Raw genomic sequence first — 19,431 nt, 5'->3', positions numbered from 1 at the left:
GATGGCGCTGCACACCGAACTCGAAATCCACCGCAGTGCCGAGGAGCTGTTCGGCGTCGTGCTCAAGCTGGTTCGGCACATCCCGCGCGACATGAAGCAACTCATCGGCGGCAAGCTCCGCGATGAGGCCCTGGAGGTCCTGGTGCTGATCGGCCGAGCCAACATGGATCGCAATCGTCGCCCGCTCCTTGATGAGCTGCTCCAGAGCATCTGGAAGATCAACCTGCTACTGCGCGCGATGGCGAATGAACGCTTCATCAGCGTCCCGCAGCAAGCCCAGGCCATGAAGCTCACCGCTTCCATCGGCCGCCAGGCCAACGCCTGGAAGAAAGCCGCAACCGCGCCCGCTGCCTGAGGGTTACGGCCCTCTCGCCTGCGCGCCAAATCTGGTCGTGCCGCTGCCCGGTCGGGCACCGCCATGCGCACCCACAGGGACCACCGGTAATCCGGCGAGGCCTGGCGCAGTTTCCCTGCTGAGTGATCAGCCGGGCAACGTGGATAGCACGATAGGTCGCAGCGCTCCGCCAACAACGCCTACAACATGGACTTCGAAGATGGCTGGCAGATCAACAACGACAAGAGCCGCGAGCGCGTCGCCCGCCCCGTCCGCAGATTTGATGGTTGCACCCTTCACTTTCGAAGACCTGGCCCAGGCCTACTTCGACTGCCGGCGCCACAAGCGCAACACCAACAGCGCACGGCACTTCGAGATGAACCTCGAGGAGAACCTGCTGGATCTGCACGACGAACTGCTGGCCGGCACCTACCGGCCTGGCCGAAGCATCTGCTTCGTCGTCACCCGGCCGAAGCATCGCGAGGTGTGGGCCGCAGAATTCCGCGACCGCATAGTGCATCACCTGCTCTACAACCACGTCGGCGCCAGCATCGAAGCAAAGTTCGTCGCCGACAGCTGTGCCTGCATCCCGGGCCGCGGCACGCTGTACGCCGCCGAGCGGCTCGAAAGCAAGATACGGAGCGTGACGCAGAACTGGAGCCGCCCGGCGCACTACCTCAAGCTGGACCTGGCGAACTTCTTCGTCACGATCGACAAGCGCGTGCTCAGCAACCAGCTGGTGCGCCTGATCGATGACACCTGGTGGCGGCGCCTGGCGCTGCAGATCCTCTGGCACGATCCACGGACCGACTACGAGGTGCGCAGCTCGCCCAAGCTTTTCAACAAGGTCCCACAGCACAAGCAGCTCGCCTCCCAGCCGGCACACCTGGGACTTCCCATCGGCAACCTCAGCAGCCAGTTCTTCGCGAACATCTACCTCAACGCGCTGGATCAGTTCGTGAAGCACCAGCTGCGCGCTCGGTACTACATACGCTACGTCGACGACTTCCTGCTGCTGCACGAGTCACCGCAGCAGCTCAACGAGTGGCGCGAAGCGATCGAGGTCTTCCTGCCCAGCCTGGGCGCCAAGCTCAACCCGAAGAAGACCATCCTGCAGCCCGTTGAGCGCGGCGTCGACTTCGTCGGGCACGTCATCAAGCCCTGGCGACGAACGACCAGGAAGCGGACCGCGAAGGAGGCGCTCCGGCGAGTAGCCGCTGCGCCGCCCGAGGATTTGCGGATCGTCGCCAACAGCTACTTCGGCCTGCTGCGACAGGCCAGCCATTCACACCAGGACCGCGCCGCGCTGGCAACGGTAGTCCTGGGCCGAGGCAAGTCGGTCAGCGGCTCGCTGACCAAGACCTACCAGTAACCCCTGCAGGAGGAGCGGCAGCCATGTAGACCTTCAACCCAGGTAGTTCGGCAACAAGCCGGGCGGGCCGCGAAACACTCACATACGGCGGCGTTTGTGAGACCGAAGGGCCGGCACCGCCGGCCTTTCCCCTTCCCTCTCCAGTTTCTTTCCGACAGCACTCACCGCGGCGCCCACCGGCGCACAGCCGCGCGACCGAGTGCTGCCGAAAGGAAGCCACCCAACCGAGGAAAACGCCATGCAACAGCTGATCCCCCGCCAGCAGCCGCTGGCCGACCTGCTCCGCCAGACCGCCGCCGCGCGCGATGCGTTCGCCATCCGCCGCCGCCTGGCGGTCGAGGTGCCGCTGTACCAGGTGAAGCCGGCCGGACGCGGCTTCTTCCACATCGTCGAGAGCGCCACCGGCCTGGTGCGCGGCTTCCGCCGCACCCACGGCGCGGCCTGCGAGCGGGCCCGCGAGCTGGAGCAGCGGGCCCGCGATGACATCGGGATGGAAGGCTGATGGCCAAGACGCAACAGGAGCGCTCCGCCAAGGCCGCAGCGAAGCGCGCCGAGATCGGCGAGGAGGAACTGCGGCACCGGGTTCGCCCCGGCGTGCTCACCAAGCTGGACGACCTGATGCGCTGGGCCGACATCGAGCAGAAGGCCGAGGCCGTGCAGTTGCTGATCCTCAACGCCCACGCCATGGGCCCGGAGGGTGCCGCGCAGTTGCTCGCCATCCCGCGCCACGAAATCACGATAAGCGAAAGCGTGGCGCGCAGGCTTGAGGCGGAGGGCCGGCGCGAGGCAGCTGCCCTCGACCGGAGCGAGCAATGAAGCGCCGCCCGCCCGAGCCATGGCCGGAGAACACGGCCGAGTACATCGCCGGCGGCCTCGCGCGCCAGCAGCGGAAATCCCGCGACGCCTGCCCCTACAGCCTCGGACAGCTCAATGTCCGCTCGCTCTGGCTGGCCGGCTGGCATGACACCGACATGACCATGGGGAGGCGACGCCTCCCCTGATTCGTCCATGCCCAACCTGGAGGGGCCATGACTCCCGCTCACCAGATACTGGTCGGCGACTGCCTGGAACTGCTCCGGGCGATGCCCGACGAGTCAGTGCACTGCTGCATCACCAGTCCGCCCTACTTCGGTCTGCGCGACTACGGCATGGCCGGCCAGATAGGCCTTGAGAAGACGCCCGCCGAGTTCGTGGCGCGCCTGGTCGAGGTGTTCCGCGAGGTCCGCCGCGTGCTCCGCGCCGACGGCACCCTCTGGGTGAACATAGGCGACAGCTATGCCAGCGGCGGCCGAGGTGGTGGCGGCCGGTTCATGACGGAGCGTCGGGACGGCGCCTGGAAAGGCCGAGGCGAAGCCTCCGGGTGGCGATCCGCACCCAAGGGCCTCAAGCACAAGGACCTGGTCGGCATCCCCTGGCGGCTGGCGTTCGCGCTGCAGGATGACGGCTGGTATCTGCGCCAGGACATCATCTGGCACAAGTCCAACCCCATGCCGGAGAGCGTGCGCGACCGCTGCACAAAGGCCCACGAGTACCTGTTCATGCTCAGCAAGTCGCCCCGCTACTACTTTGACCGGGAGGCGATCGCGGAGCCCTTGGCGCCGGCCTCAACCGCACGCCTTGCCCAGGGCGCCTGGGAGCAGCAGCGAGGATCTGCGACACCAGGCAAGAGCAACGGCGCCATGAAGGCCGTGGGCGGCAGCCGGAGCAAGCGCTACAGCTTCGCCCGGGAGACCAAGAACACCGCCGGCACCCATGGCCAGAAGGCCCAGCATCGGCCGGATCGCCCCGACATCGACTACAGCGAAACGCGGAACAAGCGCAGCGTCTGGTCGGTGTCCACGGCCGGATTCAAGGGGGCGCACTTCGCCACGTTCCCGCCGGACCTGATCCGGCCCTGCGTGCTCGCCGGCGCGCCGCGTGACGGCCTGATCCTCGATCCCTTCGGCGGAGCCGGCACCACCGGCCTCGTCGCCATGCAGGAGGGGCGCCGCTCGGTGCTCCTCGAACTCAACCCCGAGTATGCCGCGATCGCCCGCACCCGCCTGGCCACGGCATGGATTGAAGGCGCCGCACAACTCGACATTTTCAACGACGACCTGAGGCGCGCATGAGCGAATACAACATCACCAGCCTGTCCGCAGGGAAAGACAGCTTGGCCGCTTCCTTGCTCATGAAAGAGCGAGAGGTAGAGAACGGCATGCTGGTGTTCGCCGACACCGGCAACGAGCTGGACCTGCGCGACCGCAACTGAAGCGCCAGCGGCGCAAGGAACTCCTCATGCAACAAGACCAGCAGGCCGGCGCCCCGCTTCGCACCGGGGACGCCTCGCCGATCCACATGCACCTGTCGCACGCGGCCCGGCTCCTGGGCGGCTACCTCTACCGCTACAGCAGCGAGGTGAAGCTACACGAGGCCATGGCCGAAGTGCTCGCCCAGGCCGGCATCAGCTTCGAGCGCGAGCACGTCCTCGACGCCAAGAACCGCGCCGACTTCTGGCTCGACGGGCTGGTGATCGAGGTGAAGGTCGACGGCACCCTCGCCGAGGCGCTGCGCCAGGTCGACCGCTACATCCACCTGCCGCAGGTCACCGGCGTGCTGCTGGCCAGTACGCAGCGGTGGGCCGCGGCGCCCTTGAAAGATCGCCCAGCCTGGGGCGGCAAGGCCTTCCAGATGGTACGACTGGGACGACAAGCACTATGACGAACTACGGAACCGTGATGTACAACGGCCGCTACTGGCGGATCAGCTGCGAGCCGCAGGTCAGGTCCAGGCTGAAGCGGGTGTTCCCCCGCGCGCTGCAGCAGGCGGCCGCCCACATCGACCTGCTGGGCAGCCCGGAGAACAGCCGGGAACTGCTGTGGTTCCTGCAGCGCTACCCCATGGAGATGGAGGCGGACGCCCGGGCCAGCCTCGAGCACCTGGCCGACCAGCACCATGCCATGGAGCGCAGCCTGGCGGAGCTGGTCGCGGGCCGACTGCCGATCCCGCCGTTCGACCTGGCCAAGCCGCCCAGGGAGTACCAACGGTTCGCCGCGGCCCAGATCGAGATCCGCGGCGGCCTGCTGCTGGCCGATGACCTCGGCCTCGGCAAGACGGTCACCGGCATGTGCCCCATGGCCGTGCCGGCCAACCTGCCGGCGGTGGTGGTCTACCCGGCGGCGCTGCCCAACCACTGGCCGGAGAAGCTTGCCGAGTTCGCGCCGGCCCTGCGCGTGCACCACATCCGTAAGGGCCAGCCCTACCCGCTGACCAAGCAGCCGCGCCAGCGCATCGCCGACCTCTGGGACACCCTGCCCGACGTCATCCTGGTCAGCTACCACAAGCTGCGCGGCTGGGCCGAGGTCCTGGGCGAGATCGTGCAGTACGCCGTGTTTGAGGAGTGCCAGCAGTTGCGCAGCCCCGACAGCGACATCTACCGGGCCTGCTGCTACCTGGCCAGCCAGGCGCGGCTGCGCATGGGCCTGACGGCCACGCCGATCTATAACTACGGATCGGAGTTCTACCACGTCGTGAACCCGCTGATCCCCGACTGCCTGGGCGGCTACGACGAGTTCCTGCGCGAGTGGTGCATTGGCAGCCCTGGGGAGAAGCCCAAGCTGCGCGACGCCGAGCAGTTCGGCACCTACCTGCGCCGCGAGGGCATCATGCTCCGGCGCACCCGGGCGGAAGTCGGCCGGGAGCTGCCGGCCCTGGCCAAGATCCCCCACGAGATCGAGTCCGACAGCGCCGCGCTGGCACGGATCACCGGCGACGCCGTTGCGCTGGCCAAGACCATCCTTGCGGCGAACGAGGCCTACCGCGGCGAGAAGATGCGCGCCGCCGGCGAGTTCGACCAACTGGTGCGCCAGGCCACCGGCGTGGCCAAGGCGCCCTATGTCGCCGAGTTCGTGCGCCTTCTGGTGGAAAGCGGTCAGCAGGTGATGCTGTTCGGCTGGCACCGCGAGGTCTACGGCATCTGGCAGGAGAAGCTCGCCGACTTCAACCCGGTCATGTACACCGGCAGCGAGTCGCCGAAGGAGAAGCAGGCCGCCAAGGATGCGTTCATCGCCGGCGAGAGCAAGGTGATGCTGATCAGCCTCCGCGCCGGCGCCGGCATCGACGGCCTGCAGCACGTCTGCAGCACGGTGGTCTTCGGCGAACTCGACTGGTCGCCGGGCGTGCATGAGCAGTGCATCGGCCGCGTGCACCGCGACGGCCAGACGCTGCCGGTGCAGGCCTTCTTCCTCATTTCCGACGAAGGCAGCGACCCGATCGTCTCCGACGTGCTCGGCGTGAAGCGCGAGCAGATCGAGGGCGTCCGCAACCCAGGCGAGCACCTGATCGAGCGCCGCGACATCGGCGAGAACCAGCTGCGCCAGCTCGCCCAGCGCTTCCTCAAGGACCATGGCCAGGCCATGCCGCCGCCGGCGGCGGTGCCGATCCGGCGCCAGCAAGAATTCGAACTGACCTGATCCGCCCCAGCCATCCCTCTTCCACAAGCCCCGCGCCAGTAGGCGCAAGGATTCGTCATGCCATCGAAAAAACTGGCCGACAAGCAGCAGCGTGCCGAACACGTCAACCAGGCCATCCGCATCATCGCCGACCACGGCCGGCGGTTCTTCTTCAACCAAGCCCAGCAGCGATACGCCTGCATGCAGGTCGACGAGCGCGGCCGCATCTGGTTCATCGACGACTACAGCGGGAAGCGGATCTACACCCACCCGACCACCTGGGGCGGGCGCTGGCGAGGCTTCAGCCACGGCGGGACGCTCCGCGACCTGGTCTGCCTGTTCCGCGACTACATCCGTACCGGCAAGAAGCTGCACCCGTTCTATCTCGGCCCAGAGCGGGCGCGCCTGAGCGACGGGAACATCTGGGGCTATGAGGTCGACCAGATGGCGGCAGTTCGTAGGCTCGCCAGCGCGCTCCCCGTCTTCGCGCAGATCGAGGCAGCAGCATGACTCAACGCATCTACCTCGCCGGCCCCATGACCGGCCTGCCGGAGTTCAACTACCCGGCCTTCCACGCCGAGGCCGAGCGCCTGCGCCAGCTCGGTTACCACGTCGAGAACCCGGCCGAGAACGCGGCGCCCGCCTGCGGCACCTGGGCCGGCTACATGCGCCTGGCCCTGGCCCAACTGGTCACCTGCGAAACCATCGCCCTGCTGCCAGGTTGGCTCGCCTCCCGCGGCGCCAACATCGAGCGCACCCTTGCCATGAACTTGGGAATGAAGATCGCCATGGCAAGCACCATCATCGAGCCCGCAAGGAGTGCAGCATGAAGGAGCGTCCCATTCTGTTCGGCGGCGCCATGGTGCGCGCCATCCTAGAAGGCCGGAAGACGGTCACCAGACGCACGGTCAAGCCCGCGCCGATCGGCATCCCAGTTCCACCACCAGCAATTGCTGGCGGCTCTTGGACCTGGAAGGGCCAGCCGCTGCTCGGACGGAAGGAGGAAATGCTTTCGCAGTGCCCATATGGCCGGCCAGGCGACCGCCTGTGGGTTCGCGAGAGCTGGTGGCAGGCTGGCGACTGGCAGGCAACCTACCCGGAAGACGACACCGGTGCCTGGTTCGGCAGCAAGCGGATTGTCTACTCGGCCGACGGCACCCCGCCGAACGAGCCCAACCGCCACTACCCGAGCGGCTTGCGCAACGGCGCCTATTCCGTAGCGGAGCCGAACAAGATCTGGCGCCACCGCCCAAGCATCCACATGCCGCGCTGGGCCAGCCGCATCCTGCTGGAGATCACCGCTGTGCGCGTCGAACACCTGCAGGACATCAGCGAGGAGCAGGCACTGGCAGAGGGGGTTCGCGGCGAGCAATGCGACCACGCTCGCCAGGCGTGTGCGGACATCGGCTGCTGGGGTGATACCGCCAAGGGAGCGTTCGGCTTCCTCTGGGAATCGCTCAACGGTGCCGGCAGCTGGGCCGCCAACCCCTGGGTATGGGTGGTCGAGTTCAAGCGGGTGACGCCATGACTGACCTGAAGCATATCGCCGCGCTGTGCCGGGAGGCCATCGAGGCAGGCCACGCCGCCGCAACGGCCCAGCCTGATGACGGCGGCTCCGCGAACCTGGATCACGTGGTTCTGACCGACCTCGCCGGCGTCCGCACCGCCTCGCTCAAGAAGGCCGGTATTCCGGTGCTCTTCAAAGGCCGCTTCGCTGGCTGGTTCCACCTTGATGCGCCATTCGCCGGCATTGGTAACCGCCGCGCCGCCGGCGTGCAGGCCATGGCCAAGCACCTGCAGGCGGCCGGCATCTCCTGCCACGTCTACTACCAGATGGATTGAACCATGACCAACGACCACGGCCTCGATGCCGACTACTTCATCAAGCTGTGCGCGCGCGAGTTCAACCCCGAAGTGATCCGGCGCCAGACGCCCGCCGACCTGGCCCGGGCGCTGGCGCGCGCGGCGCAAACCGCCTGCGCCAGCGTCCTGCGTGAGGAGGAATTCGAGTGGACCGAGGTGCGGGCCGCAGGCCAGGTGCGTGCCGGCGACAAGCTGCGCGTCTACGACGCCCGGGGCGAGATCAAGCACTTCCGCGTCCACCAGGTGCTCAACCCGGGCGACCCGAAGCACGAGGAGATCATCGTCAACCGCCGGCGCAACTTCTACTTCATCACCAGCATGCTGCTCGATCGCACCAGTTGGGCGAAGCGCGCGCTGATCCGCAACCGGCCTGGCGAGGGATAGCGATGGGGCGACTCGACATCTGCCCCCTCACCCTCGCAGAGGCCAACACGTTCGTCGAGCAGCACCACCGCCACCACGGCCCAGTCCAGGGCCACAAGTTCAGCCTTGGCCTGGCCGCCGGGGACCGCATCGTCGGGGTGGCCATCGTCGGCCGCCCCGTCGCGCGCCACCTCGACGACGGCCTGACGCTCGAGGTAACCCGCTGCTGCACCGACGGCACCCGCAATGGCTGCTCGAAGCTCTACGGCGCAGCCTGGCGCGCCACCCGCGCCCTGGGCTACCGCCGCCTCATCACCTACATCCTCGCCAGCGAGGCCGGCGCCAGCCTGCGCGCCAGCGGCTGGCACCTGGTCGGCATCCGCGGCGGCGGCAGTTGGAACTGCCCCAGCCGCCCGCGCGTCGAGACGCCGAACCAGGGGCAGAAACTGCTCTGGGAGATCCAATGAACCGCCCTGAATACTGCCGCGGCACCGGCCGCCCCACCAACGAATGCGACTGCCTGCGCTGCACGCCGCCGGCCAAGGAGCCCGCACAATGCAACCCATCCAGTTGACCGTCGAGCACCGCCTCGACCAGCAGGGCAACCCCATCGCCGAAGTCAGCGGCCTGCCCCGCCTGGGCGCCCTGCTCTACCCCGACCAGATGCAGCAGCTGGGCCGCCAACTGATCCAGGCCGCCATCGACGCCCGCCAGGGCGAGCGCGGCCATCGCCAGTACCCCGCCGAGGACTAAGCCATGACCATGACAATGGACCTGATCCGCCACATCGCCGGCCTCTACAGCGGCAAGGCCATCAAAGGTGACTTCACCCAGGTCTACATCACCGGGAACGAAATCTGGATGGCGCAGCAGATCCTCGCCTCGCAGCACACCGGGCAGGCAGAGGGCGCGCAGGGGGAGCGGATCATCCAGACCGCACCGGAACGCATCTACCTCATCGTGGGCGCCGAATGTCCGCGCGACGTCGACTTCAGCGAACTGACCGAGGTCAGTTGGTGCGAGAACGATATCGACGATGGCATCGAGTACGTGCGAGCAGACAAGGCCGGCGCCGCCCAGGCCTGGCTCGACGTGCAGGCCGAGCGGCGCCGCCAGGTGGCGGCCGAGGGCTGGACGCCGGAGCATGACGACGAGCACGACCACGGCCAGATGGCCCGCGCCGCCGCCTGCTACGCCCTGGCCGGCTCCAGCGCGGCGGATGATAAAACCACAGCTCTGCTGGTGTCGCTGGCCTGGCCGTGGGATGCCCGCTGGTGGAAGCCTAAGGACGCGCGCAGCAATCTCGTCCGCTCCTGCGCCCTGGCGCTGGCCGAGATCGAGCGCCTGGACCGTGCTGCCGCGCCGACGGCAGGAGGGAGCGATGCGTAGAGCCCTGATCCTCGCCGCCGGCGGCGCGCTGCTCGGCCTGGCGGTCGCCGGCGCGGTCATCGCCATCCCGCTCGTCCCGGCATTCGCCGCCATGCAGTGGGGGTGCAGCCTATGACGCCGACCAGGCAGCAGTCCCTCCTCAGGGCCCAGACCGCCCTGGCCCGGAAGGTCTACGACGTGGTCCCGATCCAGTCGCCATGGACGCCCCTGCAGATCAAGGGCGCCCTGGCGGCCGGCGGCCACAGCAGCGCGGAGCTGTCGGTGATCCGCGCGTGCCTGAACGACCTGAAGGAGGCCGGGCTGATCCGCGAGGCCGACCGCCAGATGTACCTGCGAACCGAAGTCAGAATCCCACTCCAGAAGGACCAATCCATGCCCCAGGTCGTCACCAGCATCAAGCCGGCCGCGAAGGCCAGCAGCGCCAGCCCCATCGAACTTCTCGGCGACCTGGCCAGCCAGTTGAAGACGCTGGGCGAGGAGTTCTCGGCGAAGGTCCAGGCCCTGGCGGCGCGAGTCGAGGAGGCTGCGCTGACGATCGAGCAGGAGCTGGAGGCGAACGCCGCCAATTTGGAGAAGGTGCGCCAGCTCCAGACGCTGCTGAAGAGCCTCGCCGAACCCAACACCTAATTCATGCGGCGCCGGTACGCCGGCGCATTGAGGCATTGCTATGCGAAAAGAACTCATCAAGATCAGCGAGTTCCAGCGGCGCCGCTGGGGCACCAACGGAACGCCATTGTCCGGCCAGGCGATCCGCAACCAGCTCAGGGACGGCATCCTCCCGGGCGAGCGGATCGGCAAACTCTGGTTCGTCGACTGGACGGCGTTCAGCAAATCGACCAGCAACGACCTGGTCGCCATGGTTCTACGAGGAGCCGCGTGATGTCACCTCGACCACGGAACAAGGCCAACAAGGGGCTCCCCGAGAACCTCTACTTGGACTCCAGGCGCGGAACCTACCGCTACAGAAGGCCGACGGATGGAAAGTGGTTCCCCTTTGGTGCCGACCGGGCCAAGGCGATCAACGCGGCCAAGCAGCTGAACATGGAGTTCATTGGCGGCGCCGACCTGGTATCCAAGGTGAAAGGCGGATCCACCGATCTGTTCGTCGACTTCCTCGACCACTACAAGGAGAAGATCCTCCCGCCGCGCGAACTGGCGAAAGGTACGCTCGATCTGTACGAAGTGCGGCTCCGGCAATTCCGGAAGGCCTGGCCCACCCAGGCGGTCAACGAGATCACCATCCGCATGATCGCGGACCTGCTCGACAGCCTGACGCCCCGGGCGGCGAACCAGGCCCGGGCGCTTCTGATCGACATCTTCAACCACGCAGTGGCGAAAGGCCTTTGCCCGGACAACCCGGCCATCTGCACCATTCCGAAGATCGAGAAGAAGCAGCGGCGGCGACATACCGTAGAGGGGCTGAGGGCCATTCGCGAGAAGGCGCCGGCCTGGCTGCAGAATGCGATTGACCTGGCGCTGATCACCGCCCAGCGCCGGACCGACATACTGGCCATGCGATTCGACGACGTTCGCGACGGGTTTCTGTACGTTGTCCAACAGAAGACCGCCAAGGCCAGCGACGCGGCCTGGATTCGCTTCCGGGTGACGCCTGAGCTACAGGCCGTGCTCAGCAGGTGCCGGGACAACATCCCGTCCCCCTTCCTGATTCACCGCCGGCCGGAACGGAAAAAGCAAAAGCAGGCGGAGCAGAAGGAGCACTGGACGAAGATCGAGGAGCGCTACCTAACCAGGGCCTTCAAGGAGGCCAGGGATGCGGCAGGCTGTTATGCGGGGTGGAGTGAGGAGGAGATGCCGGGCTTCCATGAAGTCAGGGCGCTGTCGCTGCACCTGTACAAGAAAGCCGGAAAGGACGGGCAGAAGATCGCCGGCCATGCCAGCGAGGATATGACGAAAAACTATCAGCGCGACCACGAGGAGGTGGTCTGGGCGGACGCAATTCCGGACCTGGATATCAGCGATTTCGCCCGATAGTTTTGCGCGCATTTTGCGCCAGTTTTGCGCGGGGCCAGAAACGAAAACGGCTCAAGCGCCGTAAGTGCTTGAGCCGTCTCGGAAATTTGGTCGGGACGGAGTGATTCGAACACTCGACCCCTTGCACCCCATGCAAGTGCGCTACCAGGCTGCGCTACGCCCCGACGTTGCCTTCCGGTTGCCCGGTTGGCGGATCGCACTATACCGTAAGGTTTTCTTTCGGCAAAGCACTTTTTTCATTTTTTTCAGCTACTTGCGCAGCACGTGAAGAACGTCTTCCAGTTCCGCGATCATCTGGCGGATGAGTTGCTTGTACTGGGTGATATCTTCGCGGGCTTCGTCGCCGGAGAGGCGCTGGCGCGCCCCGCCGATGGTGAAGCCCTGGTCGTACAGGAGCGCGCGGATCTGGCGGATCATCAGCACGTCCTGGCGCTGATAGTACCGGCGGTTGCCGCGGCGCTTGACCGGGTTGAGCTGCGGGAACTCCTGTTCCCAATACCGCAGCACGTGCGGTTTCACTGCGCACAAGTCACTCACTTCACCGATGGTGAAGTAGCGCTTGCCCGGAATGGGGGGCAGTTCGTCGTTATGACTTGGTTCCAGCATAAGCCTCAACCCTGGCTTTCAGTTTCTGGCCTGGACGAAAGGTGACGACGCGGCGGGCCGTGATCGGGATTTCCTCTCCCGTCTTCGGGTTGCGACCCGGGCGCTGGCGTTTGTCGCGCAGGTCGAAATTGCCGAAACCGGACAGTTTCACCTGTTCGTTGTGCTCCAGCGCCTGGCGGATCTCTTCGAAGAAGAGTTCCACCAGTTCCTTGGCTTCCCGTTTGTTCAGGCCCAGCTCTTCATACAGACGTTCGGCAATCTCAGCTTTCGTCAGAGCCCCCATACGCTACTTCCTTAACGTGGCGTTGAACCTTTGCTCCAGCGAGGCGACGATTTTCTGCGTAGTCGCGTTCACCTCGTCATCGTTAAGAGTGCGTGATGGATGCTGCCAGGTCAAGCCGACGGCCAAGCTTTTTCCAAGCGGATCAATACCTTTACCCTGATAGACATCAAACAGCCTGAGGTCGGTCAGGAATTCGCCGGCCTCTTCGCGGATGGTCGACAGGACGGATTCGGCTGGAATATCGCGGTTGACCACCAGCGCCAGGTCGCGGCGCACCTCGGGGAAACGCGACAGTTCGCTGAACTTCGGCAGGCGGCCGCGGACCAGTTCGCCCAGCACCAGCTCGAACAGGTAGACCGGGCGATCCAGGTCCAGAGCCTTGGCCAGTTCAGGGTGCAGGGCGCCGACGTAGCCGACCAGTTCGCCATCGCGCTCGACGCGGGCGGTCTGGCCCGGGTGCAGCGCCGGGTGTTCGCCGGGGACGAAGGCGAAGGCATCGGCGGCGCTGGCACTAGCCAGCAGGGCTTCGACGTCGGCCTTGATGTCGAAGAAGTCGACGCCTTCGCGCACGTTGCTCCAGCCTTCCGGCTCGCGGCTACCGCAGATGACGCCGGCCAGCATGTTTTCCTGCTGCAGGCCCTCGAGCTGGCCGACGAAGCGCAGGCCGCTCTCGAACAGGCGCACGCGGGTCTGCTGGCGGTTCAGGTTGTGCTGCAGCGCCTTGACCAGGCCCGGCCACAACGAGGCGCGCATGGCGGCCATGTCGGCGGAGATCGGGTTGGCCAACATCAGCGGCTGCACGCCCGGGCTGAACAGTTCGAACAGCTTGGGATCGATGAAGCTGTAGGTGATGGCTTCCTGGTAGTCGCGGGCGACCAGCAGGCGGCGCAGCGCCGGCAGCTCGGCCTGGGTTTCCGACTTGGTGTTGGGTGCCAGGCGCGCCTGCGGGTAGCGCACCGGCAGGCGGTTGTAGCCGTACAGGCGGCCCAGTTCCTCGATCAGGTCGACTTCCAGGGAAACGTCGAAGCGGTGGCTGGGCACGCCGACCTTCCAGCGCCCTTCCCCATCGGCTTGCACCTGGAACTCCAGCGCGGTGAGCAGACGCTCGATTTCCGAAGCATCCATTTCCATGCCGAGCATCTGGGTGACGCGCTCGATGCGCAGCACCACCGGCTCGACCTTGGGCAGGTGGGCCTGGCTGACCTGCTCGACCACCGGACCGGCTTCGCCGCCGACGATCTGCAGCAGCAGCTCGGTGGCGCGCTCCATGGCGCGGCGGGCCAGCTGGAAGTCCACGCCACGCTCGTAGCGGTGCGAGGCATCGGTGTGCAGGCCATAGGAACGGGCCTTGCCGGCGACGGCGATGTTGTCGAAGAAGGCACTTTCCAGGAACAGGTCGCGGGTCTTGGCGCTGACGCCGCTGTGCTCGCCCCCCATCACGCCGGCCATGGCCAGGGCGCGTTCGTGGTCGGCGATGACCAGGGTGTCGGTACGCAGGGCGACTTCCTGGCCGTCCAGCAGCACCAGCTTCTCGCCCTCTTCGGCCATGCGCACGCGGATGCCGCCCTTGATCTCGTCGAGGTCGAAGGCATGCATCGGCTGGCCCAGCTCCAGCATCACGTAGTTGGTGATGTCCACTGCGGCGTCGATGCTGCGGATGTCGGAGCGGCGCAGGCGCTCGACCATCCACAGCGGCGTCGGCTTGTTCAGGTCGACGTTGCGGATGACGCGGCCCAGGTAGCGCGGGCAGGCGTTCGGCGCCAGCAGTTCGATGGAGCGGACTTCATCGATGCTGGGAGCAACCGGCTGCACATCGACGAAAGTGACCGGCGCCGAGTACAGCGCGCCCACTTCGCGGGCCAGGCCGGTCAGGGACAGGCAATCGCCACGATTGGGGGTCAGGCCGATTTCGATGGAGGCGTCGTCCAGCCCCAGGTAGTCGCGGATGCTCGCGCCCACCGGGGCGTCGGCAGCCAGTTCCATCAGGCCGGCGTTGTCGTCGCTGATTTCCAGCTCTTTGGCCGAGCACAGCATGCCGTTGGACTCGACGCCGCGCAGCTTGGCCTTCTTGATCTTGAAGTCGCCCGGCAGTTCGGCGCCGATCATGGCGAAGGGGATCTTCAGGCCCGGGCGCACGTTGGGCGCGCCGCAGACGACCTGGAAGGTCTCGCTGCCGTTGCTGACCTGGCAGACGCGCAGCTTGTCGGCGTCCGGGTGTTGTTCGGTGCTCAGCACCTCGCCCACCACCACGCCGCTGAAGGCGCCGGCGACGGGGATCACGGCGTCGACCTCGAGGCCGGCCATGGACAGACGAGCCACCAGCTCGTCGCGGGAAACCTGCGGATTCACCCAGCTCCGCAGCCATTGTTCACTGAATTTCATCCTGTTCTCCTAAGAATTCGTTGACGTCGTACGCGGCCTAGCGGAATTGCCCGAGGAAGCGCAGGTCGTTGTCGAAGAACAGGCGCAAGTCGTTGACGCCGTAGCGCAGCATGGCCAAGCGTTCGATGCCCATGCCGAAGGCGAAGCCCTGGTATTTCTCCGGGTCGATGCCGGACATGCGCAGCACGTTGGGGTGCACCATGCCGCAGCCCATGACCTCCAGCCAGCCGGTCTGCTTGCACACGCGGCAGCCCTTGCCGCTGCACAGCACGCACTGGATGTCGACTTCCGCCGAAGGCTCAGTGAAGGGGAAGAACGACGGACGGAAGCGCACCGAGAACTCCTTCTCGAAGAAGGCGCGCAGGAACTCCTCGATGGTGCCCTTGAGGTCGGCGAAGCTGACGTCTTCGTCGATCAGCAGGCCTTCGACCTGGTGGAACATCGGCGAGTGGGTCAGGTCGGAGTCGCAGCGGTACACGCGGCCGGGGCAGACGATGCGGATCGGCGGGCGCTGGCTCTCCATGGTGCGCACCTGTACCGGAGAGGTGTGGGTACGCAGCAGCATGTTCGCGTTGAAGTAGAAGGTGTCGTGCATCGCCCGCGCCGGGTGGTGGCCGGGGATGTTGAGCGCTTCGAAGTTGTGGTAGTCGTCTTCGACTTCCGGGCCCTCGGCCACTTCATAGCCGATGCGGGTGAAGCATTGCTCGATGCGTTCCTTGGTACGGGTCACCGGGTGCAGGCCGCCGGAGGTCTGGCCGCGGCCCGGCAGGGTCACATCGACGCGCTCGGCCGCAAGCTTCGCCGCCAGCGCGGCGCCTTCCAGGTCGGTCTTGCGGACGTTGAGCGCCTCCTGGACCTTTTCCTTGGCAACGTTGATCAGCGCACCCACCTTGGGGCGCTCCTCGGCCGGCAGGTCGCCCAAGGTCTTCATCACCTGGGTCAGCTCGCCTTTCTTGCCAAGATAGTGGACCCGGATCTGTTCCAGGGCATTGACGTCTTCGGTATGTCGCACAGCCTCCAGGGCTTGGGAGACCAGCGCGTCCAGGTTTTCCATGTACCAACTCCAGATACGAAATAGGGGAAGAGCGGTTAGGCTCTTCCCCTATCGGTGACGTTACGTCCCGGATAAGAATCCGGTGATTGTCTTAGGGCTTAAGCCAAGCTCGCCTTCGCTTTTTCGACAATCGCGGTAAACGCCGCTTTTTCGTTCACAGCCAGATCGGCCAGGACCTTACGGTCGATCTCGATGGCCGCCTTTTTCAGGCCGGCGATCAGACGGCTGTAGGACAGACCGTTCTGACGAGCACCAGCGTTGATACGGGCGATCCACAGAGCGCGGAACTGACGCTTACGCTGACGACGGTCACGGTAGGCGTATTGGCCAGCCTTGATCACCGCCTGCTTGGCAACGCGGAACACGCGGGAACGCGCGCCGTAGTAGCCTTTGGCGAGTTTCAGAATCTTCTTGTGACGACGACGGGCGATCACGCCACGCTTAACACGAGCCATTTATCTATCCTCTACCAGAAATCAACGCAGACGCAGGGAGCGTTCTACACGGCGAACGTCGGAAGCAGCGAGCATCGAGGTGCCGCGCAGCTGACGCTTACGCTTGGTGGTCATTTTGGTCAGGATGTGGCTCTTGAAAGCGTGCTTGTGCTTGATGCCACCAGCAGTCACTTTGAAGCGCTTCTTGGCGCCACTCTTGGTTTTCATCTTTGGCATGTTTGGTACTCCGCATTCGTTAACAACTGATAACCATCAGGCCTGCCAGTGCCCGGGAGGTTATTTACGCTTCTTGGGAGCGATGACCATCATCAGCTGGCGTCCTTCCAGCTTAGGATGCTGTTCCACGGTGCCGTATTCGGCGAGGTCGGTCTCGACCCGCTTCAACAGCTCCATGCCCAGCTCCTGGTGGGCCATCTCACGACCACGGAATCGCAGGGATACCTTGGCCTTGTCCCCTTCACTAAGGAAACGTACCAGGTTGCGTAGTTTTACCTGGTAATCCCCTTCTTCCGTCCCTGGACGAAACTTGATTTCTTTGATCTGTTGCTGGTGCTGGTTTTTCTTAGCCGCAGCCGCCTGCTTCTTCTTCTCGAACAGGTGCTTGCCGTAATCCATGATGCGGCAGACAGGAGGCACCGCATCGGCAGAGATTTCAACCAGGTCCAGCTTGGCCTCGTCGGCGTGGCGCAGCGCCTCATCAAGGGTCACTACGCCGATCTGCTGACCGTCGGCACCGATCAGACGCACTTCGCGTGCGGTGATGTTCTCGTTGATCGGTGGTTTCGGGAGAGCCCGCTTATCCTGCCTCATTTCACGCTTAATAATGATTACTCCGAGTCTTGGCGACCACGCCGGGAAACCGCCCGAGTCAACAGCTCGACGAACTGGGAAAGCGGCATCGAGCCGAGGTCTTCCCCTTCGCGCGTGCGTACTGCGACGGCCTTCGATTCAACCTCCCTGTCTCCAATAACCAGGAGATAGGGAACCTTGAGCAAAGTATGCTCGCGGATTTTAAAGCCGATTTTCTCGTTTCTCAAGTCGGACTTGGCACGGAATCCGCTTTCCTCGAGCGCTCGGACCACTTCCTCGGCGAAATCGGCCTGCTTGTCGGTGATGTTCATCACCACCGCCTGGGTCGGCGCCAGCCAGGCCGGGAACAGGCCGGCATAGTGCTCGATCAGCATGCCGATGAAGCGTTCGAAGGAGCCGAGGATGGCGCGGTGCAGCATGACCGGGCGCTTGCGGTTGTTGTCTTCGGCGATGTAGCTGGCGTCCAGGCGCTCCGGCAGGTTCGGGTCGTACTGCAGGGTGCCGCACTGCCAGTTACGGCCCAGGCAGTCCTTCAGGGTGAACTCGATCTTCGGGCCGTAGAAGGCGCCCTCGCCCGGCTGGTATTCCCATTCCAGGCCGGATTCGTTCAGAGCGTCCGCCAGCGCGCCTTCGGCACGATCCCACAGTTCTTCGGAGCCCACGCGCTTGGCCGGACGGGTGGACAGCTTCATGGAGATGTCGGAGAAGCCGAAGTCGGCGTAGACCTGCAGGGTCAGCTTGATGAAGTCGGCCGCTTCCTTCTTCACCTGGTCCTCGGTGCAGAAGATGTGCGCGTCGTCCTGGGTGAAGCCGCGCACGCGCATGATGCCGTGCAGCGCGCCCGACGGCTCGTTGCGGTGGCAGGCGCCGAACTCGGCCAGGCGCAGCGGCAGGTCGCGGTAGGACTTCAGGCCCTGGTTGAAGATCTGCACGTGGCACGGGCAGTTCATCGGCTTGACCGCGAAGTCGCGACTTTCCGACGAAGTGGTGAACATGTTCTCGGCGTAGTTCGACCAGTGGCCCGAACGCTCCCAGAGGATGCGGTCGACGACCTGCGGGGTACGCACCTCGACGTAGCCGTGGTCGCGCTGCACCTTGCGCATGTATTGCTCGAGCACCTGATAGACGGTCCAGCCGTTGGGGTGCCAGAACACCATGCCCGGCGCTTCTTCCTGCAGGTGGAACAGGTCCAACTGCTTGCCGATGCGGCGGTGGTCGCGCTTCTCGGCCTCTTCGATGCGCTGGACGTAGGCGGCCAGCTGCTTCTTGTCGGCCCAGGCGGTGCCGTAGATGCGCTGCAGCTGCTCGTTCTTCGAGTCGCCGCGCCAGTAGGCGCCGGAAATCTTGGTCAGCTTGAAGGCCTTGAGGAAGCGGGTGTTGGGCACGTGCGGGCCGCGGCACATGTCCACGTACTCTTCGTGGTAGTACAGGCCCATCGCCTTCTCGTCGGGCATGTCCTCGACCAGGCGCAGCTTGTAGTCCTCGCCGCGGGACTTGAACACCTCGATGACTTCGGCACGCGGGGTCATCTTCTTGATGACGTCGTAGTCCTTGTCGATCAGCTCGGCCATGCGCTTCTCGATCGCCGCCATGTCCTCGGGAGTGAAGGGGCGCTCGAAGGAGATGTCGTAATAGAAGCCTTCGTCGATCACCGGGCCGATGACCATCTTCGCGCTCGGGTACAGCTGCTTGACCGCATGGCCGACCAGGTGCGCGCAGGAGTGGCGGATGATTTCCAGCCCTTCCTCGTCCTTCGGGGTGATGATCTGCAGGGTCGCGTCGTGCTCGATCGGATCGCAAGCATCGACCAGCTTGCCGTTGACCTTGCCGGCCACGGTGGCCTTGGCCAGGCCCGCGCCAATGGATTGCGCCACCTCGGCCACGCTGACCGGGTGATCGAAGGACCGCTGACTACCGTCGGGAAGAGTAATGATGGGCATGGCGCCTCCTCTCCTAGTGGTGACCCCTACGAAAGGCCACATGGGTTGGGATGTGCCAGTAAGCGTCGCCCGCCGGGCAGGCCTGCCTCACAGTGGCAGGCGCCTTTTCGGCACCCTGCGCTTGCGCGCGCGGACGGAGATCACTGGAAGAAAAACGA

The 19,431-nt window shown here is 65.4% G+C and carries 29 protein-coding genes and 1 tRNA gene; 21 read left to right on the top strand and 9 right to left on the bottom strand.

Going from position 1 to position 19,431, the window contains the following annotated elements; genetic code table 11:
* Position 1: 1 nt before the first annotated feature.
* From BM060_RS12440 to BM060_RS12355, 21 genes are all read left to right on the top strand, one after another.
* Positions 2-355, top strand: a complete 354-nt coding sequence (locus BM060_RS12440) for a four helix bundle protein (RefSeq protein WP_074980416.1) — start codon at positions 2-4, stop codon at positions 353-355.
* A 262-nt stretch (positions 356-617) separates the two neighbouring features.
* Positions 618-1,706, top strand: a complete 1,089-nt coding sequence (locus BM060_RS12435) for an RNA-directed DNA polymerase (RefSeq protein ID WP_074980476.1) — start codon at positions 618-620, stop codon at positions 1,704-1,706.
* Positions 1,707-1,944: 238 nt separating this feature from the next.
* Positions 1,945-2,208 carry a hypothetical protein gene (locus BM060_RS12430; RefSeq protein WP_074980415.1) on the top strand — a complete coding sequence of 88 codons (264 nt, stop codon included), beginning with the start codon at positions 1,945-1,947 and terminating at the stop codon, positions 2,206-2,208.
* Positions 2,208-2,522, top strand: a complete 315-nt coding sequence (locus tag BM060_RS12425; RefSeq protein ID WP_074980414.1) for a hypothetical protein — start codon at positions 2,208-2,210, stop codon at positions 2,520-2,522. The genes BM060_RS12430 and BM060_RS12425 overlap by 1 nt, the downstream gene beginning before the upstream one ends.
* A complete protein-coding gene (locus BM060_RS12420) occupies positions 2,519-2,707 on the top strand; it encodes a ribosome modulation factor (RefSeq protein ID WP_074980413.1) in 189 nt (62 codons plus the stop codon). The genes BM060_RS12425 and BM060_RS12420 overlap by 4 nt, the downstream gene beginning before the upstream one ends.
* Positions 2,708-2,734: 27 nt before the next feature.
* Positions 2,735-3,817 carry a DNA-methyltransferase gene (locus tag BM060_RS12415; protein ID WP_074980412.1) on the top strand — a complete coding sequence of 361 codons (1,083 nt, stop codon included), beginning with the start codon at positions 2,735-2,737 and terminating at the stop codon, positions 3,815-3,817.
* A complete protein-coding gene (locus BM060_RS32340; protein ID WP_174672459.1) occupies positions 3,814-3,957 on the top strand; it encodes a hypothetical protein in 144 nt (47 codons plus the stop codon). Before BM060_RS12415 ends, BM060_RS32340 begins: the two co-directional genes overlap by 4 nt.
* Positions 3,958-3,983: 26 nt before the next feature.
* On the top strand, positions 3,984-4,406 hold the full coding sequence (locus BM060_RS12410; protein ID WP_203228517.1) for a hypothetical protein: 423 nt from the start codon (positions 3,984-3,986) through the stop codon (positions 4,404-4,406).
* Entirely contained in the window at positions 4,403-6,157 is a 1,755-nt protein-coding gene (locus tag BM060_RS12405) for an SNF2-related protein (protein WP_074980411.1), read from the top strand. The genes BM060_RS12410 and BM060_RS12405 overlap by 4 nt, the downstream gene beginning before the upstream one ends.
* Before the next feature lie 57 nt (positions 6,158-6,214).
* Complete coding sequence (locus BM060_RS12400) at positions 6,215-6,646, top strand: YoqU family phage-derived protein (RefSeq protein WP_074980410.1); 432 nt, start codon at positions 6,215-6,217, stop codon at positions 6,644-6,646.
* Positions 6,643-6,966 carry a DUF4406 domain-containing protein gene (locus tag BM060_RS12395; protein ID WP_074980409.1) on the top strand — a complete coding sequence of 108 codons (324 nt, stop codon included), beginning with the start codon at positions 6,643-6,645 and terminating at the stop codon, positions 6,964-6,966. The genes BM060_RS12400 and BM060_RS12395 overlap by 4 nt, the downstream gene beginning before the upstream one ends.
* The gene (locus BM060_RS12390; RefSeq protein WP_074980408.1) at positions 6,963-7,664 is read left to right on the top strand and encodes a hypothetical protein; all 702 of its coding nucleotides are present in this window, start codon (positions 6,963-6,965) and stop codon (positions 7,662-7,664) included. Before BM060_RS12395 ends, BM060_RS12390 begins: the two co-directional genes overlap by 4 nt.
* Entirely contained in the window at positions 7,661-7,978 is a 318-nt protein-coding gene (locus tag BM060_RS12385; protein WP_074980407.1) for a hypothetical protein, read from the top strand. Before BM060_RS12390 ends, BM060_RS12385 begins: the two co-directional genes overlap by 4 nt.
* Before the next feature lie 3 nt (positions 7,979-7,981).
* Positions 7,982-8,383, top strand: a complete 402-nt coding sequence (locus BM060_RS12380) for a hypothetical protein (protein WP_074980406.1) — start codon at positions 7,982-7,984, stop codon at positions 8,381-8,383.
* A gap of 2 nt (positions 8,384-8,385) precedes the next feature.
* Positions 8,386-8,829 carry an XF1762 family protein gene (locus BM060_RS33305; protein WP_083426767.1) on the top strand — a complete coding sequence of 148 codons (444 nt, stop codon included), beginning with the start codon at positions 8,386-8,388 and terminating at the stop codon, positions 8,827-8,829.
* A gap of 88 nt (positions 8,830-8,917) precedes the next feature.
* Positions 8,918-9,115, top strand: a complete 198-nt coding sequence (locus tag BM060_RS32135) for a hypothetical protein (protein ID WP_058071211.1) — start codon at positions 8,918-8,920, stop codon at positions 9,113-9,115.
* A gap of 3 nt (positions 9,116-9,118) precedes the next feature.
* Positions 9,119-9,751 (top strand): hypothetical protein, encoded by a 633-nt coding sequence (locus BM060_RS33300; RefSeq protein ID WP_245322948.1) that lies wholly within the window; start codon positions 9,119-9,121, stop codon positions 9,749-9,751.
* Positions 9,744-9,866 (top strand): hypothetical protein, encoded by a 123-nt coding sequence (locus BM060_RS33295; RefSeq protein ID WP_255314697.1) that lies wholly within the window; start codon positions 9,744-9,746, stop codon positions 9,864-9,866. The genes BM060_RS33300 and BM060_RS33295 overlap by 8 nt, the downstream gene beginning before the upstream one ends.
* Positions 9,863-10,378, top strand: a complete 516-nt coding sequence (locus tag BM060_RS12365; RefSeq protein ID WP_074980405.1) for a hypothetical protein — start codon at positions 9,863-9,865, stop codon at positions 10,376-10,378. Before BM060_RS33295 ends, BM060_RS12365 begins: the two co-directional genes overlap by 4 nt.
* Positions 10,379-10,418: 40 nt before the next feature.
* Positions 10,419-10,631: a hypothetical protein gene (locus BM060_RS12360; protein WP_043270643.1), complete on the top strand. Its 213-nt coding sequence runs from the start codon at positions 10,419-10,421 to the stop codon at positions 10,629-10,631.
* Positions 10,631-11,743: a tyrosine-type recombinase/integrase gene (locus tag BM060_RS12355; protein ID WP_074980404.1), complete on the top strand. Its 1,113-nt coding sequence runs from the start codon at positions 10,631-10,633 to the stop codon at positions 11,741-11,743. The genes BM060_RS12360 and BM060_RS12355 overlap by 1 nt, the downstream gene beginning before the upstream one ends.
* A gap of 87 nt (positions 11,744-11,830) precedes the next feature.
* Here the strand turns inward: BM060_RS12355 and BM060_RS12350 are convergent.
* The 9 genes from BM060_RS12350 to thrS form a co-directional block, all read right to left on the bottom strand.
* Positions 11,831-11,907, bottom strand: a tRNA-Pro gene (locus tag BM060_RS12350).
* Positions 11,908-11,992: 85 nt separating this feature from the next.
* Positions 11,993-12,349, bottom strand: a complete 357-nt coding sequence (locus tag BM060_RS12345; RefSeq protein WP_009617038.1) for a MerR family transcriptional regulator — start codon at positions 12,347-12,349, stop codon at positions 11,993-11,995.
* Positions 12,330-12,632, bottom strand: coding sequence for an integration host factor subunit alpha (gene ihfA, locus BM060_RS12340; RefSeq protein WP_003090661.1), 303 nt, complete (start codon positions 12,630-12,632; stop codon positions 12,330-12,332). The genes BM060_RS12345 and ihfA overlap by 20 nt, the downstream gene beginning before the upstream one ends.
* A 3-nt stretch (positions 12,633-12,635) precedes the next feature.
* Positions 12,636-15,014: a phenylalanine--tRNA ligase subunit beta gene (gene pheT / locus BM060_RS12335; protein WP_074980403.1), complete on the bottom strand. Its 2,379-nt coding sequence runs from the start codon at positions 15,012-15,014 to the stop codon at positions 12,636-12,638.
* Positions 15,015-15,051: 37 nt separating this feature from the next.
* Positions 15,052-16,068, bottom strand: a complete 1,017-nt coding sequence (gene pheS / locus BM060_RS12330; RefSeq protein WP_074980402.1) for a phenylalanine--tRNA ligase subunit alpha — start codon at positions 16,066-16,068, stop codon at positions 15,052-15,054.
* Positions 16,069-16,166: 98 nt separating this feature from the next.
* Positions 16,167-16,523: a 50S ribosomal protein L20 gene (gene rplT / locus BM060_RS12325; protein ID WP_003099086.1), complete on the bottom strand. Its 357-nt coding sequence runs from the start codon at positions 16,521-16,523 to the stop codon at positions 16,167-16,169.
* 21 nt (positions 16,524-16,544) lie between these two features.
* Positions 16,545-16,739, bottom strand: a complete 195-nt coding sequence (gene rpmI, locus BM060_RS12320) for a 50S ribosomal protein L35 (protein WP_009617012.1) — start codon at positions 16,737-16,739, stop codon at positions 16,545-16,547.
* Positions 16,740-16,799: 60 nt separating this feature from the next.
* Positions 16,800-17,351 (bottom strand): translation initiation factor IF-3, encoded by a 552-nt coding sequence (gene infC / locus BM060_RS12315; RefSeq protein ID WP_174672460.1) that lies wholly within the window; start codon positions 17,349-17,351, stop codon positions 16,800-16,802.
* Positions 17,351-19,273 carry a threonine--tRNA ligase gene (gene thrS, locus BM060_RS12310; RefSeq protein WP_074980400.1) on the bottom strand — a complete coding sequence of 641 codons (1,923 nt, stop codon included), beginning with the start codon at positions 19,271-19,273 and terminating at the stop codon, positions 17,351-17,353. Before thrS ends, infC begins: the two co-directional genes overlap by 1 nt.
* Between the last annotated feature and the right edge of the window lie 158 nt (positions 19,274-19,431).

Source organism: Pseudomonas citronellolis, from assembly GCF_900112375.1.
GTDB classification, from domain to species: domain Bacteria; phylum Pseudomonadota; class Gammaproteobacteria; order Pseudomonadales; family Pseudomonadaceae; genus Pseudomonas; species Pseudomonas citronellolis.
Note: the sequence above shows the minus strand (reverse complement) of the source record. Positions and strands in the feature narration are given on the sequence as shown.